Below are 23,560 nucleotides of genomic sequence, written 5' to 3'. Positions count from 1 at the left end.
CCATGACCTATATTGCCGCGGAAACCCGCTACGATTCGATGCCTTACCGCCGTGTTGGGCGCAGCGGACTGCAGCTGCCCGCTGTGTCCCTGGGCCTCTGGCACAACTTCGGTGATGACAAGAGTTTCGAAGTCCAGCGTGCCATCCTGCGCCGGGCCTTCGACCTGGGCGTCACCCATTTCGATCTGGCCAACAATTACGGCCCGCCGTACGGTTCAGCCGAAACCAACTTTGGACGCCACTTCAAGGACGATTTCCGGCCTTACCGGGATGAACTGGTGATCTCTTCCAAGGCCGGCTACGACATGTGGCCGGGGCCGTACGGCAACTGGGGATCCCGCAAGTACCTGCTGGCGAGCTTGGACCAGTCCCTGGAACGCATGGGGCTGGACTACGTCGACATTTTCTACAGCCACCGTCCCGATCCCGAGACGCCGCTGGAAGAGACCATGGGCGCCCTGGACACCGCAGTGCGCTCGGGACGTGCCCTGTACGCCGGCATCTCGTCCTACTCGCCGGAGAAGACCGTTGAAGCAGCGCGGATCCTGCGCGAAATGGGAACTCCGCTGCTGATCCACCAGCCCTCCTACTCGATGCTGAACCGCTGGGTCGAGCAGGGGGATCCCAACCTGTTCTCCGCATTGGAAGAGGTTGGAGCAGGTTCCATCGCCTTCAGCCCGCTGGCGCAGGGTCTGCTCACCAGCAAGTACCTGAACGGTGTGCCGGAAGATTCCCGGGCGGCAGCAGGAAAATCGCTGGAGAAGTCCCAGCTGTCGGAGGACAACCTCCGGCGGGTCCGGGCTCTCAATGATCTAGCCGAATCCCGTGGCCAGACCCTGGCCCAGATGGCCATCGCCTGGGTGCTGCGCCCGCAGGCCGGCGGCGGAGCCATCACGTCAGCCTTGGTGGGCGCTTCCAGCGTCCGGCAGCTTGAGGACAGCCTTGCCGCAGTAAACCGCCTCGACTTTACCCCCGAGGAATTGGCAAGCATCGACGAGTACGCGGTGGATTCCAACATTAATTTGTGGGCCTCCGCCCTGGACGCCTGACGGGTGGGGCTGCGCCCGGTTCAACCGGGTGCAGCCCCAGGCACACCAACCGGCGCCGGTACAGCGCGGGAAATGAAAGAATGGTCTGGTGAACGACCAACAAGCACCTCCCGCCGCAGAACGCCTAGCCCTCATAGATCTGGCCGCCGTGCGGCACAACGTCCGTCATTTCGTACGGCTCACCAGCCCGGCCCGCGTGATGGCAATCGTCAAGGCTGATGCCTACGGGCACGGCGCGGAACAGGTGGCACGCGCGGCACTGGAAGCCGGAGCTTCCTGGCTCGGCGTCGCCCACATCACCGAAGCACTCGCGCTGCGAAGGGCCGGCATCTCAGCCCCGGTCCTGGCCTGGCTGCATACCGTGGACAGCCCCTTTGCCGAGGCAGTGGCCGCAAACGTTGACCTGGGATTGTCGGGATGGGAACTGGAATCCGTCGTGGCAGCTGCCCGTGAACTGCAGGTTCCGGCACGGGTGCACCTGAAAATCGACACCGGACTGGGCCGCAACGGCTGCCCGGAGGACAAGTGGGAGGCCTTCGTGGGCCGCGCCCTTGCGTACCAGGAAGAAGGGCTCCTGCGCGTTGTCGGGATTTTCTCCCATTTCTCCGCGGCGGATGAACCAGACCGGCCGGAGACCGACAAGCAGCTGGCGAAGTTCCGCACTGCCGTGGCTGTTGCCGAAGATGCCGGTGTGGATCATGAAGTGCGGCACATCGCGAACACTCCCGCAGCACTTTCCCGCCCTGATTCCCATTTCGACATGGTGCGGGTGGGTCTGGGCATGTACGGACTCTCACCCTTCCCCGGACAGTCCCCGGACGAGCTGGGCCTGCGCCCGGCCATGACACTGAAGACCACCATCGCCAACTGCAAGGAGGTTCCTGCCGGGCAGGGCGTTTCCTATGGGCTGCGCTACACCACGCAGGAGCCCACCACGCTTGCGCTGGTTCCGCTGGGCTATGCCGACGGCGTCCCCCGGGTTGGCACGGGCGGTCCGGTGTGGGTGGACGGCAACGTCTATCCGGTCGTGGGCCGGATTGCCATGGACCAAATGGTCATCGACCTCAACGCCACCGGCATTGCGGGAACGGGGAAGGACCTTGTGGGCCGGGAAGCGGTGCTCTTCGGCGGCGTGGGGATGCCCTCAGTGGATGAGTGGGCGGATGCCTGCGGCAGCATCAACTACGAGATCATCACCCGGATCAGCTCCCGCGTGCAACGGAAGTACACCGACTCCGAGGCGGCCGGAGAATGAACGGAGATATGACGGGCGGCGCTGCGGCCGAACCCGTGTGGGAAGAAGAAATCCGCACCACGGACGCCCTGCAGACACAGGCTGTCGCCGAGCGGCTGGGACGGCGGCTGGCTGCAGGTGATCTCCTGCTGCTGACCGGTGAACTCGGTGCCGGGAAAACCACCTTCACCCAGGGCCTGGGCCGCGGGCTCGGTGTCCGGCCGGGAATCATATCTCCGACCTTCGTGCTGGTGCGCATCCATCCCAGCCTCACTGACGGACCCGATCTGGTGCATGTTGATGCGTATCGCCTCGGTTCCAGTGGTGAGATTGATGACATCGATCTGGAAAACACGATGGATACTTCGGTCACCGTGGTCGAGTGGGGGCGTGGGCTCGTGGAGCACCTTTCGGAGAGCCGGCTGGAGGTGACGCTGCTGCGTCCCACGGGTGCCGGCGCTGCGGGGGCACAGGGGGAAGGGCAGCCTGAAGGAACCGCCGGACTGAGCTTCGAGTACGACGACGACCCCGACGAAGAACGCGTCATCAGGTTCGCGGCCTACGGACCGCGGTGGAAGGACAACAGGCTGTCCTGACGTGCTCGGCAACAGCCGCGAAAACGCAGGTCCCCGGGGAGACGTAAAATAGGCACCGTGCTTATTCTCTCCATAGATACATCCGCCATTGCCAGTGCGGCGCTGCTGACCGGGGAAGGGGAGACCCTGGCCGAGTTTGCCACGCAGGACACCCGTTCCCATGCCGAAGTACTGGCACCCGGTATCCGGAACCTGATGGAAGCCGCTGACATCACGGCTGCTGACATCGACGCCGTCGTGGTGGGGGTTGGTCCCGGGCCGTTCACCGGTCTGCGCTCCGGCATCGCAACCGCCCGCACCCTTGGCTTCGCCTGGAACAAGCCCGTGCATGGCGTCATGAGCCTGGACGCCATCGCTGTGGACGCCGCGCTGGACGCCTGGCGGCTGGGCATCGATGAATTTGTCGTGGCCACCGACGCACGGCGCAAGGAAGTCTACTGGGCGCACTACCGCAGCACCGGAGGGAAGCCCGAACTCCTGGCCGGTCCGTTCGTAAGTGACCCCGCGCAGGTCCCCGAGCTGCCCGTCTACGGCGCCGGTGCCGGGCTGTACCCTGAGGTGCTGCGCGGCGTCGCTGACTTTGCCGATACCCAGCCCACCGCTGCCGCCCTGGGCCGCACCGCCGTCGTGCGGCTGGTCCGCGGACTTCCGCTGCTGGACTCCACGCCGCTGTATCTGCGCGAATCCGATGCCAAGGTGCCCGGACCGCGGAAGCGCGCACTGTGACCGGCCAAGCCTCTGCCGGCGGCGCGTCGATCCGTACCATGACCGTTGACGACATTGCCGCCGTGGACCAGCTCGAACGGGCACTGTTCCCGGTTGACGCGTGGCCGCTGCAAATGTTCTACGACGAGTTGAACCAGGCAGATACCCGCTCCTACTACGTCGCCGAGGACAAGGCCGGCAGGGTGATTGGCTACGCCGGACTGATGTGTGTCCTGCCCATAGCCGACGTCCAAACCATCGCCGTCGCGCCCGAGGCTGAAGGCGCGGGGATCGGTTCCGCACTCCTGGCCACGCTCATCGAAGAAGCCAAGGCCCGCGGCGCCGACGACGTGCTGCTGGAAGTGCGCGCGGACAACCCGCGTGCCCAGCGGCTCTACCGCTGGTTCGGATTCGAGCAAATCCACATCCGTCCGCGCTACTACCGCGACGGCGCCGACGCACTCATCATGCGGCTGGACCTTTCCGTTTGGAACGGGTCCCCGCACGCAACAACGAAGGACTCGAAATGAACCGCACCGAACCCCTGGTGCTTGGCATCGAATCATCCTGTGACGAAACCGGTGTTGGAATTGTCCGCGGAGACAAGCTGCTGACCAACACCGTATCTTCGTCGATGGACGAGCATGTCCGTTTTGGCGGCGTGATTCCGGAGATCGCTTCCCGCGCGCACCTGGATGCCTTCGTGCCCACGCTGCGGCAGGCCCTTGATGAGGCCGGGGTGACACTGGCCGAGGTGGATGCCATCGCCGTGACCTCAGGTCCCGGACTCGCCGGTGCACTGATGGTGGGAGTTTGCGCAGCCAAGGCGCTTGCCGTCGCCACCGGCAAGCCGCTCTACGCGATCAATCACCTGGTGGCCCATGTGGGCGTGGGCGTGCTCGACGGCGGTGCACTGCCGGATAATCTCGGTGCCCTGCTGGTATCCGGCGGCCACACGGAGATTCTGCGCGTGAAGTCGCTGACGGGTGATGTGCAGCTGCTCGGATCCACGATTGATGATGCTGCCGGCGAGGCCTATGACAAGGTTGCCCGCATCCTCGGACTGGGTTATCCGGGCGGCCCCGCCATCGACAAGCTGGCCCGGCAGGGAAATCCCAAGGCCATCCGTTTTCCCCGCGGACTGACCCAGCCCAAATACATGGGTTCTGCCGAGGAACCCGGGCCGCACCGCTATGACTGGTCCTTCTCCGGGCTGAAGACAGCGGTGGCCCGCTGCGTCGAAGCGTATGAAGCTGCCGGCGAAGACCTTCCCGTGGCCGACATTGCCGCCTCCTTCCAGGAAGCCGTGGTGGACGTCATCACGGCCAAGGCTGTCCTCGCCTGCACGGAACACGGCATCACGAACCTTCTCCTGGGCGGGGGAGTGGCGGCCAACTCCCGGCTCCGGGAGCTGACAAAGCAGCGCTGCGAGGCCAAGGGCATCTCCCTGCGCGTTCCGCCCATTTCCCTGTGCACCGACAACGGTGCCATGGTTGCCGCTCTCGGTGCCCAAGTGGTGATGGCGGGAGCAGAGCCCTCGGGCATCACCTTTGCGCCGGATCCCTCGATGCCGGTCACCAGCATCCATCTCTAACCAGCGCGCAAATCGACACCCGCCAGGTCTAGCCGGTTCCCAATCGGACCAGGTTTAGCCGGCTCCCAATCGGACGGGATTCCTTCCCCGGGACTGTCCGTCCGGGTTGCCCGTTCCGGGCTGAGGCGGGGCTGTGGATCGGTAGACGTGGCCGGCGGGTGTGCGCGTTTGGACCGTGTGCCGCGTTGCCGGAGCACCCGAAGGCTTCGGTTCCTGCTGAAGCACCGCGGAACTCCAGCCGGGGGCTTCTTTGGCTTGGTTGCACGCTTCGCACAGTCCCTGCAGGTTCTCCGCAGCGGTGGGTCCGCCCTGGTGGAAGGGCCGGATGTGGTCGATGTTCCGGATCGGTGCTCCGCACCACGGCATCCGGCAGACCTGGTCCCGGACCGCGATGAACCGGGACAGTCCCTTCGGCACCAGCCGTGCCCGCGAATCCATGCCCACAAGCTGCCCGGTGGACGGTTCCGCATATAGCCGCCGCAGCCAGGTGTGAACGGCGCTGTCGGCCGGGTTGCGTGGGTGCTGATCACTGGCCGGGGCATGTCCTGCGCGGACCAGGTCCCGGGCGACCTGCGCCGGAACCATCCCGTAACCGGGCAGGACCGCGGGTTCCGCGGACCCGGCGAGCAGGGTGTGGTCGGTCATGATCAGCTGCACTTCGATCCGTACGTCTTCGGCCCGGGCCTGTCCGGTGGTGCGTTCCACGAAGGTGTCGGCCATGATCTGGCCTTTGGTCCGGGGGTCACCGGCAGCCCGCAGCCGGTCCGCTTCGCGGGTCAGGGCCGCGTAAACGCTCACACCCTGGGCCACGGGGAGCAGGGCGGTTACGTAGGTCATGGTGTCCGGGGCGGGCCGGCAGGACACGAACCGTTCCGTGGTGGCTTTCGCGGCCCGGTTCACCACGGCGTGGGGATCCAAAGCGTAGGAGAGGGTTTTGATCCGGGCGATCAATTGCCGGTCTCCGAGGCGTTCCAGGACGTCCGGGTTTCCGGCGACCATCTCGTCGATGCGTTGCCGGTCGGCCAGGGTCAGGCAGGTTGTTTCGCGGACCAGGAGGGTGGCACGCCATTCGCTGATGATCCCGGTGGTGAGGGCGTGCAGGGTGTGGGGCATTTCCCGGGTCAGGATCCGGGCCAGGCCCAGCAGGCGGGTGCCGCGGTGCGGGGATTCCCGGCGGGCGAAGCCGATTTGGGCGCCGATGCCCTTGCCCAGATCCTCGGCCCGGGCACCGGCGGCGGCCTGGGCGCGGCGGGTGAGGACGTCGAACACGGCGGTTGCCCGTGCCTGCGCGGCGGAAGCGGCCGCTTTGAGTTCTTCCAACACTCGGATCTGGTCGATCAGTGCCGCCAGGACCTGAGTCCCGGGGCGGGGCGGGGTATCCGGAATGTCCGGGGAGACAGAGCCTGCCAGTGTTCCGGCCCAGCTTTTCACGAGGGCGACGTCCGGACTTAGTACTATGGCCTCCGGGCTCGAACCGGACGCAGCCGGGCTCCTCACGGACGCATCAGAGCTCAGCCCGGAAGCATCCGGAGCGGCGTTCCTACTGGTCCGGGCCGGGTCTCGGCGCTTGTCGTCCGGTGCTCCGCCCATCAATGACTCGTACATGTGTTCTATTTTAGTGCTGTAGATCACATGAACCGTGGTTTGAAGTTACGGGAGGCATACTCGATTTTCTGCCTAGCTCCTGCCCGTTATGCTGCTCAGCCAGCCAGCCAGCCAGCCAGCCAGCCAGCCAGCCAGCCAGCCAGCCAGCTGAGCCAGCGAACTGAGCCAGCCGGCCGACTCAACCAACCGGGGCGACAGGTCAGGCCTCGCCGCGGAGCTGCCTGATTCCGTCCTGGACAACCGCGCGCAGATCGCCGCCGTTTTCTGCTGCGATGCGGCGCTGGCGCTGGTAACCGGCCCCGCGTTCAATGATCGATGCCACGTCAGCCAACTCGGCAGAGCAGCCGAGCTTCTCCGCAACAGGAGCCAGGCGGGGCAGGACATCCTCCAGCAAATGGTCCGTCACCAGCTTCTCGTTGCCGGCAGCGTCAAGGATGATGATGGCGTCCAGGCCATACCGGGCCGCACGCCATTTGTTTTCCTGCACGTGCCACGGAGGCATTGTGGGGATGCTGCCGCCCTTGTCCAGGATGGTGGAGAACTCGTCCACCAGACACTGGGTCAGGGCTGCAATGGCGCCCACATCCTGGATGGTGGCCATCCCGTCACACACGCGCATTTCAATGGTGCCCAGGCCCGGAACGGGACGGATGTCCCAGCGGATCTCGCTGATCGAGTCGATGACTCCGGTGGTGAACATGTCCTGGACGTAGGACTCGTACTCGGCCCAGGAACCGAACTGGAAAGGAAGGCCGGCGGTGGGCAGCTGCTGGAACATGAGGGCACGCTGCGAGGCATAGCCGGTGTCCTCGCCCGACCAGTAAGGCGAGGAGGCGGACAGCGCCTGAAAATGCGGGAAATAATTGACCAGGCCGTCCAGCACCGGCAGCACCTTGTCGCGGCTGTCGAGGCCTACGTGTACATGGACCCCGTAGATGAGCATCTGCTGTCCCCACCACTGCGTGCGGTCGATCAGCTTCGCGTAACGTTCCTTGTCGGTCACCGGCTGCGAGCGCGGGGCGCTGAACGGATGGGAACCGGAGCAGAACAGCTCTACCCCCATGGGATCGGTCACCCGGCGCAGCGCTTCGAGGGAACGGGTCAGATCAGCCTTGGCATCAGCAACGGTGTTGCACACGCCGGTCACCAGCTCGACGGTGTTTTCGAGCAGCTCCTGCTTGATGTGCGGGTGCTCGTCGCCCTCACTGATCCCGGGGTGCGCGGCGCTGACACCGCGCAGAACCTCGTCGGCAACGGACACCAATTCCCCGGTGCTCCGGTCGACAAGTGCCAGCTCCCATTCAACGCCGAGGGTTGACTGTGCCGACTGGGCGAAACCGATTTCCAAACTGTCTCCTGCTGTTTACGTAGCTGTTGGAGGAACTCGGTTTCCGCATCGTCGCGGTTGAGAACCCGGATCCAATCCTATCCGCGGGAAAGCGACATTGCGTTCACCGGCTCCTCATCCGGGACCTCCCGTACGCCGCGGATCCACCGACATAATGGGAGGATGCCCATCCTGAACAAAGACATGACCCTGTGCATCTCCCTCGCTGCCCGGCCGTCGAACATCGGAACGCGTTTCCACAACTACCTGTACGACCTGCTGGACCTGAACTTCGTCTACAAAGCGTTTGCTCCCGCGGACCTGGCCCAGGCCATCGCGGGTGTCCGCGGCCTGCCGATCCGGGGGTGTGCGGTGTCCATGCCGTACAAGGAGGACGTAATAGCACTCGTGGACCGGTTGGATCCTTCCGCGGAAGCTATCCAGTCGGTCAACACGATAGTGAACGACGACGGCGTCCTCACCGCCTACAACACCGACTACCTGGCCATCGCCCGGCTTCTGCGGGACCACCACGTGCCGGCGTCCTGGTCTGTGTTGCTCCGGGGATCGGGAGGCATGGCCAAGGCTGTTGCGGCAGCGTTGCGGGATGCCGGTTTCACGGACGTGACAATCGTGGCCCGCAACGAGGCTGCCGGGCGGGCACTCGCCGATCTTTACGACTTCAACTGGCAGCCCGTTCAGGGTGAAAGCACCGCGGACCTGCTCCTCAACGTCACGCCGCTGGGAATGACCGGCGAGCATGAAACCGTTCAGGCATTCACTGACCCGGCCATCGCTGCGGCACGCACAGTGTTCGACGTCGTCGCACTTCCAGCCGAAACGCCGCTCATCACTGCAGCCCGCGCCGCAGGAAAGCCCGTAATTACAGGTGCGGAAGTCATTGCCATCCAAGCAGAGGAACAGTTCGTGCTGTACACCGGGGTGCGGCCCACTGCGGAGCAGGTGCGGGAGGCCAGCGAGTTCTCCCGCGCGTAGGCTGCGGAACCTACGCGGCGGGCAGCGCCACCGGCTCCACCACGATGGCCACCCGGTCCTCGCCCAAGCGCGTCAGCACCAGGGTTGCCTTGTTGGGGCCCTTCCCGGAACCGGTGAGCAGTTGCTTTCGCAGTTCCTCGGGGGTCACTGACATGCCGCGCTTCTTAATGTCCAGCACGCCGATTCCGTTGGCCTTTACCCAGGCTTTGAGGGCCTTGACGTTGTACGGGCGGACCTCAAGCACCCTGTAGGCGCGGGCAAACGGCGTGTGCAGCAACTCCGGGGCACCAATGTAGGCAATGTGCGGATCCAGCAGGTGCCCGCCCAGGGAACGCGCGACGTCGGCGACGAGGCCCGCGCGGATCACCGCGCCGTCGGGCTCATATAAGTAGGCGTCCACGGGACCAATGCCCACGTCCTGGGACCCGGCGTCGTAATCCACCGGCGAGGTGAGCTCCGCGGCACCCTCGGGACCAATCACCAGGGCCGCTCGGCGGACGCCGTCGCGGCGCAGGGCATTGAACCACAGCGTCGCCTCGGTGACGTCACCGTCCACTGATACCCACTGCGCTTCACAGTTTGCCGGCAGGGCCTCGTGCGGAATGCCCGGGCCCATCTTCACGCCCACCGGCAGGCCGCGGTCGGCCAGGGATTCCACGAAGGACAACGGAGGGGAGAAGGCCTCCGGATCGAAGATGCGGGTGGTGCCGGAGGTGGACGTGGTGCGGCGGGCAGGATCCAGCCACACGCCGTCGAACCCGTCCAGATCGAAGTCCTCGGCGGCGCCCTGGACCACCGTGGCGTTGGGCCAGGGCATGAGGTTGATGGTGGCCGCGGCGGCAGTGATCTCGTCAAGTTCGACGGCGGTGACCTGCCGGTCCAAGGTGGCGAGCGCCAGGGAATCGGCGCCGATTCCGCAGCCCAGGTCAGCAATCTTGTCCAGACCGGCCTGAACGTAGCGCTGGGCGTGCAGGGCTGCAACATTCAGCCGGGTGGCCTGTTCCAGACCGGGGGCGGTGAACAGCATGTGCTCCGCGAACGGTCCAAACTTGGTCCGCGCCTTCATTCGCAGCCGGGCTTGGGTTAGGACGGCGGCAACCACCTCGGGGGAATGCCCAGCCTTGCGCAGGTCAGTGTTGAGTTTGAAGGATTCGGACTCCAGATACGGGCCGAGGGAGTTCAGCAGTTCCCAGCCTTCGGAGGACAGGACATGGGCAAGGGAAGTATCCGGCATGACTACCAGCCTAGTTCTTCTGCAGCCGGGCGCGTTAGCTGTAGGTTGGGCGCCATGATGAAGATCGTCGCCGAGCCGCTGTCCGTGCTGCGGGCCCGGACCAGTTACAAGTGGCAGACCTACCCGGCCGATGTCCTGCCGTTGTTCGTGGCGGAGATGGACTATCCGCTGGCCGAACCGGTGCAGCAGGCAATTATCGCCCGGGTCCTGGCCTCGGACACCGGCTACATAGCGGGGCCGGAACCCGTCGCCCAAGCCTTTGCCGGATACGCGGGGCGGACCTGGGGCTGGCAGGTGGATCCGGGGGATATACGGACCACCACCGACGTCAGTGTTGCCATCGTCGAATGCCTGCGTCAGACGGTGCCCGTGGACGGCTCGGTGGTGATCACTCCGCCGGTCTATCCGCCGTTCTATGAGCTGCCGCCGGAAGCCGAGGCCACAGTGGTGGAAGTTCCGCTGCTGCTCACGGGAACCGGTTGGCGGCTGGATCTTCCTGCACTGGAGCGTGCGTTCGCGCGGGGAGCGGATGCCATGCTGCTGTGCAACCCGCACAATCCGCTGGGCCTGGTGCATTCTGCCGAAACCCTGCGGGCGCTCGCGGATTTGTCCGCGAAGTATGGAGTCGCGGTGATCAGCGACGAAATCCACGCGCCGCTGACCTACGACTCCGAGGCGTTCACTCCCTATCTGTCCGTGTCTGAGGCGGCGCGGGAGTTTGGCATCTGCGTCACGGCAGCCAGCAAGGCGTGGAACATTGCCGGAACCAAATGCGCGGTGATGGTTGGCTCGAGCGACCGTACCCGCCTGCAACTGGATTCGATGCCCGAGGAAGTCTCGGCCCGGACCTCCATCCTGGGCCTGCATGCGTCGGTGGCGGCTTATGACGACGGCGGGCCGTGGTTGGCAGGGGTCCTGGACTCCCTGGCAACGAACCGGGAACTGCTGGCCGAGCTTCTGTCAGCGCATCTGCCCGAGGTTATCTACCGTCCCCCTGCGGCGGGCTACCTCGCGTGGCTGGACTTCCGGGGTCTCGGCTGGGGCGGGGATCCGGCGGCAATAGCCTTGGAACAGGGGCAGGTTGCGCTGGAACCGGGCCTGAAATTCGGACGTCACGGCACAGGCTTCGCACGGCTGAACTTCGCCTGCTCACCGGAGGTGCTGACGGAGGCGGTGACGCGACTGGCCGCAGTGCAGGCAAGGCCCGCCGTCGGGCCCTTGGAACCTTAGGCCTTCGGCGCCCTTATCCCTCTGAAGCCCTCAGGCGGCGGGAGCCAGGATGCTCAGCTGCCGCGGGGCCAGCGACTCGGCATGACCGGTCAGCAGGGGCAGCGCACCGGTTTCGGAACTGCGGCGAAGTTCCGTGAGCGCGGCAGCGGTAATCGTCGCCAGATGAAGGTCAAGCACTACCAACAGGCCGGGCAGAGTGGCGTTGGCGCGTCGGGCCAGCACGTACAGCACCTTGGAGTTCTGTTCCGTGACCCGGCCTCGAACCACCAGCCGTACCTGCCGGAGGTCGATGCCGAACTGGATGGCGACGCGCAGCTTGGGCTCCATAAGACCTTCCTCAGTGTGTTTGGCCGGGTGGCCGGAGACCCAACGTAAGAGACCCCCGAGGCGTGCCGCAATGAGCACAGCGGATATTCCCTCAACGGGGGGGCATTTTGCGTTATCCACCGGGTAGTTCCGTCCATGGACGAGGCTCGGGGAACCCCCTAGGTTGAGAGGCAGACACCGAACGGACTAGGGGAGTGGGGACCATGCCGCTGGGACATTACAGCGTAAATGTGGAAGGTTGCGAACGCACTCTCGCGCAGGTTGAGGACAGCGACGCCAGGGAGGCAGCGCTGTCAACACTGCGTCACCGCCTGATGGACGCGCAGTGGGCGTGCTCCGGCGGATCCGGAACCGTGGTGCGGGCTCTGGACGAACTTTGGCAAAACATGCTGCTCCAGTCCGAGGCGACCGAAACGAGGATAGGCAATGCGGTGGGCGGCGTCCGTCAGGCAGTGAACGTTATCGCCGAAGCGGACAGGGTGATGGCGGGCACAGCGGGGTCGAGCCTGGCAGCGGCACTGCCGGGCGTTCGAGGCGAAACCTTCCTGAGAAGGACAAATTGATGTCTGCTGACACAGAGGCTCTTTTCGCGTGGGCTTCGCCGGACGCCGTCGAGGCTGCCGCTCCAGGCGTCGGTGCCGCCGGGCAGGCCTATCTCACAAGTGTGGAAAGAACCGCGGCCACATGGATGCAGCTGGACGCGCACTACTCGGGAGACGGAGCCCCGGAAATCCAGGAGGCCTTCGGCACCGTCATGCCCCACGCCGGGCTGCTGGCTCAAATGGCGGACCAGGCAAGCAGCGTGCTGGCGCAGTTCGCGGTGGAAATCAGAGAGCTTGTGGCACAGCGGGATGCGTTGATGCTGCACATTGACTCCATCAACCAGGAGGTGCTGGAATCTGCAGGCCAACCCGAAGGCAGCCCGGTGTCCATGCTTCCTTCCCCGGAGCTCCGGCTGGGGCGGGCAGCGGATTCAGCTGCAGTCCTGGCCGGGAACTACAACCGGCTGGAGGAAGAGACAGCGGGCAAACTGACCGCCATCGTTTTGGGGGACCATGCCCTCACAAACGTTGTCACGGGCCGGACCGGCACGGTGATCACGGGGGTCATGGGCAATTTGGCCAAGCTGCCCTCGTCGCGGCAGACGGTCGTGAAAATTCCAACCCCTTCCCCCGTCTACATCCGCTACCTGACTGCAGCTGAACGTGTGCGGCATTGGGCACGCGGGCGGTGGGTGACGGACGGGCGGTGGATCCTCAAGTCCATCAACGTGTTGGAGTACAGGCCCAAACCCAGCAAGATGCTTTACGAGCACTCGCCCGGCTACAGGAACCGGGTGGATGCCAACGGATCGAAGTGGGCTCTCCCCACGGGCGGGTGGCGCGAGCTGACCAAAACCGCTGCGGGTTTCAAAGCGGGCGGCGGGGTGCTGTCCCTGGCGACGGCAGGATTTACGATTGCCGACGAGCGCCAGGATGCCTATCACAAGCTCTTACAGTAGCATCCGGGAATGAATCCCGGGGACTTGAACGAGCGGGCGGACGCAGTGGGACTTGTGAAGGGCGGAGTCAAGGCTGGCATCGATCTTTCGGCGGCCGCGAGCGGCGCCGTGATCGGCAGCGCAATAGGGGGACCAGTCGGAACGATGGCAGGTGCCGCGATCGGCATCGGTATTTCCGTTGTCACCTCCCTCGAATTCGGTTTCCTGGATGACCGCACCATCAAGGATGCAGCTGCAGACACCGCCCTGGAATTGGTTGACGGTTTCATGGAATCAGACCTGATGAAATCCGGCGCGGGCAAGGCGGTGCGGGAAGCGGGGGATGCTGTTGCCGACTGTTGGAACAAGCTCTTTGGTCGGTAGTCCCCCACCAATGCACCGCTCAGCGAGGCAAGGGAAGAGATATGGAAACTGAAACGAACGATTGGGCACTCTTCGCCGTTATGTTCCCCTTCGGGCTGATGGTCTTCATCGCCGGACTGCTGGTTTACCTGAAAAAGTATGTGCACCTGGTGGTCCTGGACGATTTTTCCACCGGAAAACCCTCGCTGGCCTGCACTTTCCTGGGTATGTGGGTCATGCTTCTGCCGGCGTCGAACTTCCGGGAGATAACAGCCAACGAAGTCATTTTTATTCCTTATGCCCTGCTGACGTTCGCTTGCCAGGGCATAGGGATACTCGGTTGGTTCTGGATGCCCAAGTTTATGCAGCCGGCGTGGATGAAAGAGGGGGACCGGCTCATCGCCCGCGGAGAAGACCAGTACACCAAACGGTATATCAAGAAGAAGGACGTGCGATGACAACGGCTACCGAAGGATTCAGCTACGAGTGCCTGGACGCTTTCCGCCTGCCTCGTCCGGATGGGTGGGAGCGGATCGAGGCGGAAGCCGGGATGCTGGCAGTGGCTCATCCGCCGGTGCCGGCAGGAGTCTTCCGGCCCAACCTGGTGTTGCGCTGGCGTCCGGCAAACGGGGTTTCCATTGCCCGGTATGCCACTGCGGCCATCGCCTCAGTGCTGGAAGAACTGCAGGACGCACGGATGCTCTCCAACGATCTCTGGAGCCCCGGTGCGGCGGGCACAGCAGGTCAGGGCCGGGCGCAGCGCTTTTTCCACCGGGTGGGTCAGCATCCGGTCTGCGTGGACCGCTGGATCTGGATAGCAGGCGGGTTCGCCGTAGAAGCTGCCGCCAGCTACACCATTGAGCAGCATGCCGGAATGAAACTGCTGTTTGCGCAGATGGTTCGGGATATCCGTATCGATGAAGCCGTTCTGGAAATGCCCGGCAACCCGTTCGCCGGGGCAGGTCAGCCGGACATCGACCGGATAGCCCCGCAGGAACCCCGGCTGGACGAAGATGCCTCCCGGTGGGCCGGTGCCGAACTGGAGGATTTGGGCAGCATCGCCGCAGCTCAGTCCTATCGGGAGCGCGGAACGCTGTTGCCGATTCCGGCGCTCGAGCTGCTCGATACGCTTCTGACGAGGGACCGGCTGGGACGGTTCCAACGCAGGGACCCGTCGGCGGCCACACTCCGGGCGGCAGGTCTGCTCACTGCCGAGGCAACGCTGACTGCGGCGGGAAATGAATTCCTGATGCCGGTCCGGAAGCTGGACGCTTCCTTTCAGGTGCAAGCCTGCAACGCAGCAGGCGGGTCAGTGCTGCAGGCCTGGATTGGCGGCGGACTCGCGAAGATCACCGCTGAGCCGTCGCTGTTCCCGGCGGCGCGGACGGCCACGGCGGCTTTTGGGCCGGATGACTTGTCGACCGGCATTCTGCCGGCCACCATGGTGCCCGGACGGATTGCCGACTGGGTTGGGCTCTCTCCCGGCTGGAGCATCCCGCACGAGCCGGTGGCCTTGAGCATGGATCAGTATGAGGCCCGGCTCATGTCCGGGCAAACCCCGGCACCGCAGGACATGGATCAAGCTGCCGGGCGGATGTGGCGGCCGCCGTGGACCGAGTGGCAGATTCTGGATGAACGCACCGGCGGGTGTTTCGGCTGGGTGAATGCCGGACCGGCAGGGCAATACCGGCTCTTCCCCGGCGAGGGAGATCAGGACAAGGGACACTCCGTACGTCTCGAACCCATGTCCCCGGCTGTGGTTTGGGACATCCTCGTGCGGTTTATCCATGCTTCCGTGGAGGGGATCCCGCTCCGGCTGCCCGAGGTGCCGGGGTTCAACGGCTAGGCGAAGTACACGCCGATCCGGTTGCCCTCGATCTCCTCAATCCGGATATCGATTTCATAGATGTCCTTCAGGACTTCCGGCTGCATGATCATGGACGGCGGCCCCTGGTGCAGGAGCTTGCCGTCCGCCATGGCGATGATGTCGTCGGAATAGCAGGAAGCGAAATTGATGTCGTGGATGACCAGCACCACCGTTTTGCCGAGCTCGTCGGTGAGCCGGCGCAGCAGCCGCATCATTTCCACGGAGTGCTTCATGTCCAGATTGTTCAGCGGCTCATCGAGCAGCAGGTAGTCGGTGTCCTGGGCCAGCACCATGGCAATGAACGCACGCTGGCGCTGGCCGCCGGAGAGTTCGTCTACGAACCTGTCCGCCAGATCCGACAAGTCCAGGAACGCCAGGGACTGCTCGATCTTTTCCCGGCACACCGACGTCGGGCGCCCGCCGTTGTGCGGGTACCGGCCGAAGCCGACCAGGTCGCGCACGGTCAGGCGCACCGTGAGGTGATTGTCCTGCCGCAGGATGGCCATTTTTCGGGCCAGGTCCTTGCCCGGTGTTTTCGCGACGTCGAGCCCGTCCACCGTTACGGTTCCCGCGTCGGCGGGGAGCAGACGGCTGATGATGGAGAGCAGTGTGGACTTGCCGGCCCCGTTGGGACCGATGATCGAGGTGACTCCGCCTTCCTTGATATGGCAGCTCACCTCGTCCACGACTGTGGCGTTGGCGTATTTTTTGGTGACGCCGTTGACGGAGATCATTTGATGGAGCCTTTCAGGAGCAGGATCAAAAAGACGATCCCGCCGACGAATTCAATGACGATGCTCAGGGCTGTATCGAACGCAAACACGCGCTCAAGGACCAGCTGGCCGCCCACCAGGGCAATGATGCCCAGCAGCACTGCGATGGGAACAACGGCGGCGTGCTTGAAGTGCGAACACAGCTGATAGGCCAGGGACGCGACCAACAGTCCGAAGAAGGTAACCGGCCCCACCAGTGCGGTGGACACTGCAACGAGCACCGAGCAGATCACCAGCACCAGCGTCACTGTGCGTTTGTGGTTGATCCCCAGATTGATCGAGGTTTCCCGGCCCAGGGAGAGCACATCGAGCTGGTGCCTCAGGCGCCAGGCCGGAACGCTGACGGCGGCGGCGGCGACCAGCGAGTAGCCGAGCAATTTGCCGTCCACGTTGTTGAAGGACGCGAAGAACAGGTCCTGCAGGATGATGAACTCGCTGGGCTCGATCAGCCGCTGCAGCAGCGAGGACACGCCCCGGAACAGCGTGCCCAGCACAATGCCGACCAGCAGCATCAGATGCAGGGATTTGCCGCCGCCGGTAAAAAGCCACCGGTAGAGCAGGAAGGAGAATCCCACCATCAGGGCAACTTCCATGCCATAGCGCAGCGGATCGGACATCGCGAGGACAAGCCCGCCGCCGAGGGTGAACACCAGGATGGTTTGGATCAGCACGTACAGGGCGTCGAAGCCCATGATGGAGGGCGTCAGGATGCGGTTGGCGGTGACGGTCTGGAACAGCACGGTGGAGACGCCGACGGCGTAGGCCACCAGGATCATCGAGCCCACCTTGACGGCGCGGCGGGGAAGGACATAGCCGATGTTCCCGCGCAGATCGATGGTCATAAAGACCACAACCAGGGCGGCTGCCGCCACGGACAGCGCAATGATCCAGAACCGGGGGGAGAGGTTGCGCACCGGACGGCGGCGCTGCACGGTAAGTGCGGAGGGAAGGGCACTGACGGGACTGCTAGGCACGGGCGGAGCGCTTTCTCAGGAGCAGGTAGAGGAACAGGGCGCTGCCAATGGCGGAAACGATGACCCCGACCGGGATTTCATAGGGGTAGCGGATGGTCCGGCCGATGATGTCGCAGGCCAGGACAAACCCTGCACCGAAAATGGCGACCCACGGAATGGCCCGGCGGACGTTGTCCCCGATCATCAGCGAAACCAGGTTGGGAACGATGAGCCCGAGGAACGGGACCGAGCCGACGCTGACGACCACGACGGCGCTGATGAGGGAAACGATGATCAGGCCAAGCGTCATCACCCGGTTGTAGTTCAGGCCGAGGTTGGTGGTGAACTCCTGGCCCATGCCCGCGACGGTGAAGCGGTCCGCTGCCAGGTAGCCGATAAGGGTTAGGGCACCGACTATCCACAGCAGCTCGTACCGCCCGCGCAGTACACCGGAGAAGTCTCCGACCATCCAGCTGTTCAGGGTCTGCAGCAGGTCGAACCGGTAGGCAAAGAACGTGGTCACGGCAGCAATAACGCCGCCAAGCATGATTCCCACCAGGGGAACGATCAGTGTGTTGCGCAGCGGAATCCGGCGCAGGACCAGCAGGAAGAGGGCTGTTCCGGCCATGGCGAAGACGGTGGCGGTAGACATTTTGAGGAACAGCGAGGCACCCGGCAGGAACACCGTTACCACCAGGATGCCCAGGGAAGCGGATTCCACTGTGCCCACCGTGGACGGCTCAACGAACTTGTTGCGGGCCATCAGCTGCATGATGAGACCGGCGACGCTCAGCGCCATCCCGGCAAGAATGATGCTCAGGGTCCGGGGAACCCGGCTGATCCAAAAGATGTCCCACGCGTGTTCATCACCGGACAGCAGGCCGGGAAGCGAAACGTCGCTCACGCCGACAAACATGCTGACAACGGCAAGCACCAGGACGCTTGTTCCTCCCAGCAGCAGCTTGGCTCCGGGGCCGAGGAACCGGCGGCGGCCGGAAACCCCGGAAACACCGGCAGCCCCGGCGGGTGCCGGAGCTGTGGGGGAGAGAACTGCAGTCATGTTTGCTTTCCATCTTCCGCGCACGGCCGGCCTCCCGAGAATTTTCTGGAGGCCGGCCCGCGGATTTAGCAGGTAGTGGGGACGGGTTAGGAGATGCCGTCCTGGACAGCGCTGACCATGGCGTCAACGTTGTTCAGGCCGTAGCCCACGAGGTACCAGCTGGAGGAATCGAGCATGGTGATGCGGTCGTTCTTGGCCGCCTTGGTACCCATCACGAGTTCGTTGTCCAGGACAGCGGAGGCAACTTCACCGGCGTTGCCGACGGCGACGTCGCGGTCGATCACGAACAGGTTGTCCGGGTTGATCTCGGCAATGTATTCGAAGGACACGGATTCGCCGTGCTGTGCTTCGGACTTGATGTCAGCAGCAGTGGCGACACCGAGGACATCGTGGATCAGGCCAAAGCGCGATCCTTCGCCGTAAGCGGTCATTTCGCCGCCGCTGGTCATGATGATCAGGCCGTTGCCGGCATCGGCAGCGGCTGCTTTGGTTTCATCGACCTTGGTGTCCAGCGCGGCGAGCTTGTCCTCAACCTCGGCTTCCTTGCCGAAGATCTCACCGATGATCTCGGTGTTGGAGACGAACGAATTCCACGGATCCTGGGCATCGGTGCTGAGGTTGATTGTGGGGGCGATCTTGGAGAACTCTTCATAGGAATCCGCCGTGCGTCCGGACATGATGATGAGGTCGGGAGCTCCGGCGCTGATGGCCTCGAAGTCGGGTTCCTTCATGCTGCCGATCTTGGCGTAGTCATCCGAGCCGTACTTGGAGAGGCTTTCGGGGAAGTTCGCGGCGGGAACGCCGTCAACCTCGATATCCAGGGCATCCAAGGTGTCCAGTGCGCCGAGATCAAACGTATAAACAGTCTCCGGGTTCACCGGAACTTCGGTGGTGCCCTGCGTGTGCTCAACGGTAACCGTAGTGGGTTCGGAGGCATCAGCGGTCGCGTCCGCACTGGCCGAGGTGTCCGACCCGCAGGCACTCAGGGCCAGGAGGGAAGCGAGGGCGGTCCCGGCGACAAGGCGGGACTTGAGGGTTTTTTTCACGGCAGGGGGCTCCAGTTATTCGGGTCCAGCGTCCGGCCCGGCGGGGGAGGCCCGCCAATAGGACAAAGAAGTTTGCGTATTTAGGACATATAAATGTTTGCTAATTTTGCGCGCCCTTGAAAACTACCTTGTTAGGTGAGGCTAAGCAACTTTTACGAACCGGATTCTGCGGGCCAGGTTGCCGGGCGTAACGAAGCGCCAAACAAAAATTGGCACTCACCTTGACCGAGTGCCAGCCCTTGCATAAAGTCGGAGCTAGCACTCTCCATGTGAGGGTGCTAATTCCTGAGGGAAGCGCCATCCGGCACCGCGACGACGGCCAGCGCCCACCGACGGTCCCTATCCGTTAGTAACTACGCAAAGGAGAGCCCGAGTGTCGGTCTCTATTAAGCCCCTTGAGGATCGTATTGTTGTCCGCCCCCTCGAAGCCGAGCAGACCACTGCTTCCGGCCTCGTCATCCCGGACACCGCCAAGGAAAAGCCCCAGGAGGGCGAAGTTGTTGCAGTAGGCCCCGGCCGCGTTGACGACAACGGCAACCGCGTTCCCGTGGACGTAGCCGAAGGTGACGTTGTCATCTACTCCAAGTACGGCGGAACCGAAGTCAAGCACGGCGGCTCCGAATACCTGGTGCTGTCCGCCCGCGACGTACTGGCCATCGTCGTTAAGTAGTTGAAACAGGAAAACCCCGGCCAATCTGGCCGGGGTTTTCTGATGCAGGTGCAGATGTAGCTGTCGGAAAGGACACACACATGGCAAAGCAATTGGAGTTCAACGACTCCGCCCGCCGCTCGCTGGAGGCCGGCGTCGACAAGCTGGCCAACACCGTCAAGGTGACCCTCGGCCCGCGCGGCCGCAACGTAGTGCTCGCCAAGACATGGGGCGCTCCCACCATCACGAACGACGGCGTGACCATCGCCCGTGAAGTCGAGCTGGATGATCCGTATGAGAACCTCGGCGCCCAGCTGGCCAAAGAAGTAGCCACCAAGACCAACGATGTTGCCGGCGACGGCACCACCACGGCCACCGTCCTGGCCCAGGCCCTGGTCAAGGAAGGCCTGCGCAACGTTGCTGCAGGTGCCGCTCCGGGCCAGCTGAAGCGCGGCATGGAGACGGCTGTGGAAGCGGTGGCTGCACGGCTGCTGGAAAACGCCAAGGAAGTTGAAGGCAACCAGGTTGCCCATGTAGCTGCGATCTCCGCTCAGAGCATGGAGATCGGCGAGCTGCTGGCCAAGGCTTTTGACACCGTCGGCAAGGACGGCGTCATCACCATCGAGGAATCCTCCTCGACGCAGACCGAACTGGTCATCACCGAGGGCATGCAGTTCGACAAGGGTTACCTGTCCCCGTACTTCGTGACCGATCCGGAACGCCAGGAAGCCGTCCTCGAAGACGCGCTGATCCTGATCAACTCCGGCAAGATCTCCTCGGTTGCAGAGTTCCTGCCGCTGCTCGAAAAGGCGCTGGGAACCTCCAAGCCGCTGTTCATCATCGCCGAAGACATCGAAGGCGAAGCCCTGTCGACCCTGGTGGTCAACAAGATCCGCGGCACCCTGAACGTGGTTGCCGTGAAGGCTCCGGGCTTCGGCGACCGCCGCAAGGCCATGATGCAGGACATTGCCACCCTCACGGGTGCGCAGGTTGTCTCTCCGGACCTGGGCCTGAAGCTGGACCAGGTTGGCCTTGAGGTGCTGGGCTCCGCCCGCCGCATCACGGTCACCAAGGACAGCACCACCATTGTTGACGGCACCGGCTCGGAAGCCGATGTGGCGGACCGTGTGGCCCAGATCCGTGCCGAAATCGAACGCACGGACTCCGACTGGGACCGTGAGAAGCTGCAGGAACGCCTCGCGAAGCTCTCCGGCGGAATCGGCGTCATCAAGGTCGGTGCAGCCACCGAGGTGGAGCTGAAGGAAAAGAAGCACCGCATCGAAGACGCTGTGTCCTCGACGCGTGCCGCTCTGGAAGAGGGCATTGTGGCCGGCGGCGGTTCCGCGCTGGTTCACGCTGCGAAGGCCCTGGACACGGATCCGGAGGTGCTGAAGCTGGAAGGCGACGCCGCCACCGCCGTGGGCCTGGTCCGCCGCGCCCTGGCGCAGCCGCTGCGCTGGATCGCCGAGAATGCCGGTTCCGAAGGCATGGTTGTTGTTGCCAAGGTCACCGACCTCGAGGTCAACAACGGTTTTAATGCCGCAACGGGCGTCTACGAGAACCTGATCGAGGCCGGCATCATTGACCCGGTCAAGGTCACTCGTTCAGCTCTGCGCAACGCCGCCTCCATCGCCGCGCTGGTCCTCACCACCGAAGCTCTTGTGGTGGAGAAGCCTGCCGACGACGAAGAAGATCACGGCCACCAGCACTAGCTGACAGATAGGTCCCGGTGCCGCAGCAGCCCGCTGCGGTGCCGGGACCTTTTGTCTGTCCGGAACTTTGCGTGCCTGACGGCTGTGACCGATGACACCAGGAACAATTTGGAATAGGGGTGGGCGCCCTTTCGTTTTAGGATGTAAAGAAGCCAGCCGGTGTTTTCCCGGTAACCCCCATCCCTCCGGTCTTCCGCGAAAGAGGCGCAATTTTGAGCCAGCAGTCCACAGAGCATGACCCGTTCGGCTTCATCGGCCTGACCTACGACGACGTCCTGCTGCTGCCCGGCCCCACGGATGTCATTCCGTCCGAGGCGGACACCTCCTCCCGCCTGTCCAAGCGAATCACCGTGCACACCCCGCTGCTTTCCGCTGCCATGGACACGGTGACCGAATCCCGGATGGCGATTGCCATGGCACGCCAGGGCGGACTCGGTGTCATCCACCGGAACCTGTCCATCGCTGACCAGGCCGAGCACGTTGACCGCGTCAAGCGCAGCGAGTCGGGCATGATCACCAACCCGGTCACCATCTCCCCGGATGCCACCCTGCAGGAGCTGGACGACCTGTGTGCCCACTTCCGTGTTTCCGGACTGCCGGTCGTGGACCCCGACAACAAGCTGCTGGGTATCGTGACCAACCGCGACACCCGTTTCATTCCGCGTGCCGACTACCCCCGCCGCAAGGTCAGCGAAGTCATGACCCGCATGCCGCTGATCACCGGCCGCGTGGGCATCAGCGCCGAAGAAACCGTGGAACTGCTGGGCAAGCACCGCATCGAGAAGCTGCCTCTGGTGGACGACGACGGCCGCCTGCAGGGCCTGATCACGGTCAAGGACTTCGACAAGGCCGAGCAGTATCCGCTGGCCACCAAGGATGAGGAAGGCCGGCTGCGCGTGGGTGCGGCTATCGGCTTCTTCGGCGACGGCTACGAGCGTGCCATGACCCTCGTTGACGCCGGCGTGGACATCCTCGTCGTGGACACCGCCAACGGCCACAGCGCCGGCGTGCTGGACATGATCGCCCGCCTGAAGAAGGACCCCGCGGTTGCGCATGTGGACATCATCGGCGGCCAGGCAGCCACCCGCGAAGGTGCCCAGGCCCTGATCGACGCCGGCGCCGACGCCATCAAGGTGGGTGTGGGACCCGGTTCCATCTGCACCACCCGCGTGGTGGCCGGAGTGGGCGTTCCCCAGATCACCGCCATCTACGAAGCAGCCAAAGCCGCCATCCCGGCCGGCGTGCCGGTGATCGCCGACGGCGGCCTCCAGTACTCGGGCGACATCGGCAAGGCCATCGTTGCCGGCGCAGACACCGTCATGTTGGGCAGCCTGCTGGCAGGCTCCGCCGAAAGCCCCGGGGACCTGGTGTTCGTCAACGGCAAGCAGTTCAAGTCCTACCGCGGCATGGGTTCGCTGGGCGCCATGCAGAGCCGCGGCAAGAACACGTCCTACTCCAAGGACCGCTACTTCCAGGCTGACGTCCCCAGCGACGAAAAGCTGATCCCGGAAGGCATCGAAGGCCAGGTTCCGTACCGCGGTCCGCTGTCCGCCGTCGCCCATCAGCTGGTGGGCGGCCTGCGCCAGACCATGTTCTACACCGGCGCCCGCACCATCGAAGAGCTGAAGCAGAAGGGAAAGTTCGTCCGGATCACTCCGGCAGGGCTGAAGGAATCCCACCCGCACGACATCATGATGACGGCGGAGGCGCCTAACTACGGCACCCGCCGCTAGCCGCGCGCAATAGCAGCAGCCGCATCC

At 64.2% G+C, this 23,560-nt stretch carries 24 protein-coding genes; 16 read left to right on the top strand and 8 right to left on the bottom strand.

The genetic code is table 11. From position 1 onward, the window contains the following. Nucleotides 1–2: 2 nt before the first annotated feature. The 6 genes from mgrA (at nucleotide 3) to tsaD (ending at nucleotide 5,178) form a co-directional block, all read left to right on the top strand. Nucleotides 3–1,049 carry an L-glyceraldehyde 3-phosphate reductase gene (mgrA, locus tag MUG94_RS13565; protein WP_227906628.1) on the top strand — a complete coding sequence of 349 codons (1,047 nt, stop codon included), beginning with the start codon at nucleotides 3–5 and terminating at the stop codon, nucleotides 1,047–1,049. Between the two features lie 88 nt (nucleotides 1,050–1,137). Then, nucleotides 1,138–2,304 (top strand): alanine racemase, encoded by a 1,167-nt coding sequence (gene alr / locus MUG94_RS13560; protein WP_227892293.1) that lies wholly within the window; start codon nucleotides 1,138–1,140, stop codon nucleotides 2,302–2,304. Continuing rightward, nucleotides 2,301–2,879, top strand: a complete 579-nt coding sequence (gene tsaE / locus MUG94_RS13555) for a tRNA (adenosine(37)-N6)-threonylcarbamoyltransferase complex ATPase subunit type 1 TsaE (RefSeq protein ID WP_227906627.1) — start codon at nucleotides 2,301–2,303, stop codon at nucleotides 2,877–2,879. The genes alr and tsaE overlap by 4 nt, the downstream gene beginning before the upstream one ends. A 57-nt stretch (nucleotides 2,880–2,936) precedes the next feature. Further along, nucleotides 2,937–3,605: a tRNA (adenosine(37)-N6)-threonylcarbamoyltransferase complex dimerization subunit type 1 TsaB gene (gene tsaB, locus MUG94_RS13550; RefSeq protein WP_227906626.1), complete on the top strand. Its 669-nt coding sequence runs from the start codon at nucleotides 2,937–2,939 to the stop codon at nucleotides 3,603–3,605. Between the two features lie 38 nt (nucleotides 3,606–3,643). Next, nucleotides 3,644–4,114, top strand: coding sequence for a ribosomal protein S18-alanine N-acetyltransferase (rimI, locus tag MUG94_RS13545; protein WP_227906968.1), 471 nt, complete (start codon nucleotides 3,644–3,646; stop codon nucleotides 4,112–4,114). Then, a complete protein-coding gene (gene tsaD, locus MUG94_RS13540; RefSeq protein ID WP_227906625.1) occupies nucleotides 4,111–5,178 on the top strand; it encodes a tRNA (adenosine(37)-N6)-threonylcarbamoyltransferase complex transferase subunit TsaD in 1,068 nt (355 codons plus the stop codon). Before rimI ends, tsaD begins: the two co-directional genes overlap by 4 nt. Nucleotides 5,179–5,232: 54 nt before the next feature. Here tsaD and MUG94_RS13535 read toward each other — a convergent pair whose 3' ends face one another. Both MUG94_RS13535 and MUG94_RS13530 read right to left on the bottom strand, forming a co-directional pair. Further along, nucleotides 5,233–6,783 carry an HNH endonuclease gene (locus tag MUG94_RS13535; RefSeq protein WP_227906624.1) on the bottom strand — a complete coding sequence of 517 codons (1,551 nt, stop codon included), beginning with the start codon at nucleotides 6,781–6,783 and terminating at the stop codon, nucleotides 5,233–5,235. Between the two features lie 199 nt (nucleotides 6,784–6,982). Continuing rightward, nucleotides 6,983–8,131 carry a glutamate--cysteine ligase gene (locus MUG94_RS13530; RefSeq protein ID WP_227906623.1) on the bottom strand — a complete coding sequence of 383 codons (1,149 nt, stop codon included), beginning with the start codon at nucleotides 8,129–8,131 and terminating at the stop codon, nucleotides 6,983–6,985. A 162-nt stretch (nucleotides 8,132–8,293) separates the two neighbouring features. Between MUG94_RS13530 and MUG94_RS13525 the strand changes: the two genes are divergently transcribed. After that, entirely contained in the window at nucleotides 8,294–9,106 is an 813-nt protein-coding gene (locus MUG94_RS13525; protein ID WP_227906622.1) for a shikimate 5-dehydrogenase, read from the top strand. 10 nt (nucleotides 9,107–9,116) lie between these two features. Here the strand turns inward: MUG94_RS13525 and MUG94_RS13520 are convergent, their stop codons facing one another. Beyond that, on the bottom strand, nucleotides 9,117–10,340 hold the full coding sequence (locus MUG94_RS13520; protein WP_227906621.1) for a class I SAM-dependent methyltransferase: 1,224 nt from the start codon (nucleotides 10,338–10,340) through the stop codon (nucleotides 9,117–9,119). 54 nt (nucleotides 10,341–10,394) lie between these two features. Here MUG94_RS13520 and MUG94_RS13515 point away from each other — a divergent pair, with 54 nt between their 5' ends. Further along, complete coding sequence (locus MUG94_RS13515) at nucleotides 10,395–11,570, top strand: MalY/PatB family protein (protein WP_341482147.1); 1,176 nt, start codon at nucleotides 10,395–10,397, stop codon at nucleotides 11,568–11,570. Between the two features lie 30 nt (nucleotides 11,571–11,600). Here MUG94_RS13515 and MUG94_RS13510 read toward each other — a convergent pair whose 3' ends face one another. Further along, the gene (locus MUG94_RS13510) at nucleotides 11,601–11,897 is read right to left on the bottom strand and encodes a hypothetical protein (protein WP_227892282.1); all 297 of its coding nucleotides are present in this window, start codon (nucleotides 11,895–11,897) and stop codon (nucleotides 11,601–11,603) included. Nucleotides 11,898–12,127: 230 nt separating this feature from the next. On the opposite strand from MUG94_RS13510, the gene MUG94_RS13505 reads away from it, so the two are divergent. Genes MUG94_RS13505 through MUG94_RS13485 form a run of 5 tightly spaced genes read left to right on the top strand, consistent with a single transcriptional unit; the run spans nucleotide 12,128 to nucleotide 15,586 of the window. Continuing rightward, complete coding sequence (locus MUG94_RS13505) at nucleotides 12,128–12,460, top strand: hypothetical protein (protein WP_227906620.1); 333 nt, start codon at nucleotides 12,128–12,130, stop codon at nucleotides 12,458–12,460. Beyond that, complete coding sequence (locus MUG94_RS13500) at nucleotides 12,460–13,398, top strand: hypothetical protein (protein ID WP_227906619.1); 939 nt, start codon at nucleotides 12,460–12,462, stop codon at nucleotides 13,396–13,398. The genes MUG94_RS13505 and MUG94_RS13500 overlap by 1 nt, the downstream gene beginning before the upstream one ends. 9 nt (nucleotides 13,399–13,407) lie before the next feature. Continuing rightward, nucleotides 13,408–13,761 (top strand): hypothetical protein, encoded by a 354-nt coding sequence (locus MUG94_RS13495; protein WP_227906618.1) that lies wholly within the window; start codon nucleotides 13,408–13,410, stop codon nucleotides 13,759–13,761. A 41-nt stretch (nucleotides 13,762–13,802) separates the two neighbouring features. Next, the gene (locus tag MUG94_RS13490; RefSeq protein WP_227906617.1) at nucleotides 13,803–14,198 is read left to right on the top strand and encodes a hypothetical protein; all 396 of its coding nucleotides are present in this window, start codon (nucleotides 13,803–13,805) and stop codon (nucleotides 14,196–14,198) included. Further along, complete coding sequence (locus MUG94_RS13485; RefSeq protein ID WP_227906616.1) at nucleotides 14,195–15,586, top strand: hypothetical protein; 1,392 nt, start codon at nucleotides 14,195–14,197, stop codon at nucleotides 15,584–15,586. Before MUG94_RS13490 ends, MUG94_RS13485 begins: the two co-directional genes overlap by 4 nt. On the opposite strand, the gene MUG94_RS13480 is transcribed toward MUG94_RS13485, so the two are convergent. From MUG94_RS13480 to MUG94_RS13465, 4 genes are all read right to left on the bottom strand, one after another. Then, nucleotides 15,583–16,341: an iron ABC transporter ATP-binding protein gene (locus tag MUG94_RS13480; protein WP_227906615.1), complete on the bottom strand. Its 759-nt coding sequence runs from the start codon at nucleotides 16,339–16,341 to the stop codon at nucleotides 15,583–15,585. The two genes, MUG94_RS13485 and MUG94_RS13480, sit on opposite strands and share 4 nt — an antisense overlap. After that, nucleotides 16,338–17,354 (bottom strand): iron chelate uptake ABC transporter family permease subunit, encoded by a 1,017-nt coding sequence (locus tag MUG94_RS13475; protein WP_227906614.1) that lies wholly within the window; start codon nucleotides 17,352–17,354, stop codon nucleotides 16,338–16,340. Before MUG94_RS13475 ends, MUG94_RS13480 begins: the two co-directional genes overlap by 4 nt. Then, nucleotides 17,347–18,393, bottom strand: a complete 1,047-nt coding sequence (locus MUG94_RS13470; RefSeq protein WP_227906613.1) for an ABC transporter permease — start codon at nucleotides 18,391–18,393, stop codon at nucleotides 17,347–17,349. Before MUG94_RS13470 ends, MUG94_RS13475 begins: the two co-directional genes overlap by 8 nt. Before the next feature lie 86 nt (nucleotides 18,394–18,479). Next, the gene (locus MUG94_RS13465) at nucleotides 18,480–19,439 is read right to left on the bottom strand and encodes a siderophore ABC transporter substrate-binding protein (RefSeq protein ID WP_227906612.1); all 960 of its coding nucleotides are present in this window, start codon (nucleotides 19,437–19,439) and stop codon (nucleotides 18,480–18,482) included. 373 nt (nucleotides 19,440–19,812) lie between these two features. Here MUG94_RS13465 and groES point away from each other — a divergent pair, with 373 nt between their 5' ends. The 3 genes from groES to guaB all read left to right on the top strand — a co-directional run bounded on the left by groES (nucleotide 19,813) and on the right by guaB (nucleotide 23,533). Continuing rightward, nucleotides 19,813–20,109, top strand: coding sequence for a co-chaperone GroES (groES, locus tag MUG94_RS13460; RefSeq protein ID WP_227892273.1), 297 nt, complete (start codon nucleotides 19,813–19,815; stop codon nucleotides 20,107–20,109). Between the two features lie 80 nt (nucleotides 20,110–20,189). Then, the gene (gene groL, locus MUG94_RS13455; RefSeq protein WP_227892272.1) at nucleotides 20,190–21,800 is read left to right on the top strand and encodes a chaperonin GroEL; all 1,611 of its coding nucleotides are present in this window, start codon (nucleotides 20,190–20,192) and stop codon (nucleotides 21,798–21,800) included. 212 nt (nucleotides 21,801–22,012) lie between these two features. Next, nucleotides 22,013–23,533, top strand: coding sequence for an IMP dehydrogenase (guaB, locus tag MUG94_RS13450; protein WP_227906611.1), 1,521 nt, complete (start codon nucleotides 22,013–22,015; stop codon nucleotides 23,531–23,533). The last annotated feature ends 27 nt before the right edge of the window (nucleotides 23,534–23,560 follow it).

This window comes from Arthrobacter gengyunqii (assembly GCF_023022985.1).
GTDB classification, from domain to species: Bacteria; Actinomycetota; Actinomycetes; order Actinomycetales; family Micrococcaceae; genus Arthrobacter_B; species Arthrobacter_B gengyunqii.
Note: the sequence above shows the minus strand (reverse complement) of the source record. Positions and strands in the feature narration are given on the sequence as shown.

Bases quoted from the DNA above. Each gene is read 5' to 3' on its own strand.
- mgrA (WP_227906628.1), top strand. From the start codon at position 3: ATGACCTATATTGCCGCGGAAACCCGCTACGATTCGATGCCTTACCGC.
- tsaE (WP_227906627.1), top strand. From the start codon at position 2,301: ATGAACGGAGATATGACGGGCGGCGCTGCGGCCGAACCCGTGTGGGAA.
- rimI (WP_227906968.1), top strand. From the start codon at position 3,644: ATGACCGTTGACGACATTGCCGCCGTGGACCAGCTCGAACGGGCACTG.
- tsaD (WP_227906625.1), top strand. From the start codon at position 4,111: ATGAACCGCACCGAACCCCTGGTGCTTGGCATCGAATCATCCTGTGAC.
- MUG94_RS13535 (WP_227906624.1), bottom strand. From the start codon at position 6,783: ATGTACGAGTCATTGATGGGCGGAGCACCGGACGACAAGCGCCGAGAC.
- MUG94_RS13525 (WP_227906622.1), top strand. From the start codon at position 8,294: ATGCCCATCCTGAACAAAGACATGACCCTGTGCATCTCCCTCGCTGCC.
- MUG94_RS13520 (WP_227906621.1), bottom strand. From the start codon at position 10,340: ATGCCGGATACTTCCCTTGCCCATGTCCTGTCCTCCGAAGGCTGGGAA.
- MUG94_RS13515 (WP_341482147.1), top strand. From the start codon at position 10,395: ATGATGAAGATCGTCGCCGAGCCGCTGTCCGTGCTGCGGGCCCGGACC.
- MUG94_RS13510 (WP_227892282.1), bottom strand. From the start codon at position 11,897: ATGGAGCCCAAGCTGCGCGTCGCCATCCAGTTCGGCATCGACCTCCGG.
- MUG94_RS13500 (WP_227906619.1), top strand. From the start codon at position 12,460: ATGTCTGCTGACACAGAGGCTCTTTTCGCGTGGGCTTCGCCGGACGCC.
- MUG94_RS13495 (WP_227906618.1), top strand. From the start codon at position 13,408: ATGAATCCCGGGGACTTGAACGAGCGGGCGGACGCAGTGGGACTTGTG.
- MUG94_RS13490 (WP_227906617.1), top strand. From the start codon at position 13,803: ATGGAAACTGAAACGAACGATTGGGCACTCTTCGCCGTTATGTTCCCC.
- MUG94_RS13485 (WP_227906616.1), top strand. From the start codon at position 14,195: ATGACAACGGCTACCGAAGGATTCAGCTACGAGTGCCTGGACGCTTTC.
- MUG94_RS13480 (WP_227906615.1), bottom strand. From the start codon at position 16,341: ATGATCTCCGTCAACGGCGTCACCAAAAAATACGCCAACGCCACAGTC.
- MUG94_RS13470 (WP_227906613.1), bottom strand. From the start codon at position 18,393: ATGACTGCAGTTCTCTCCCCCACAGCTCCGGCACCCGCCGGGGCTGCC.
- groL (WP_227892272.1), top strand. From the start codon at position 20,190: ATGGCAAAGCAATTGGAGTTCAACGACTCCGCCCGCCGCTCGCTGGAG.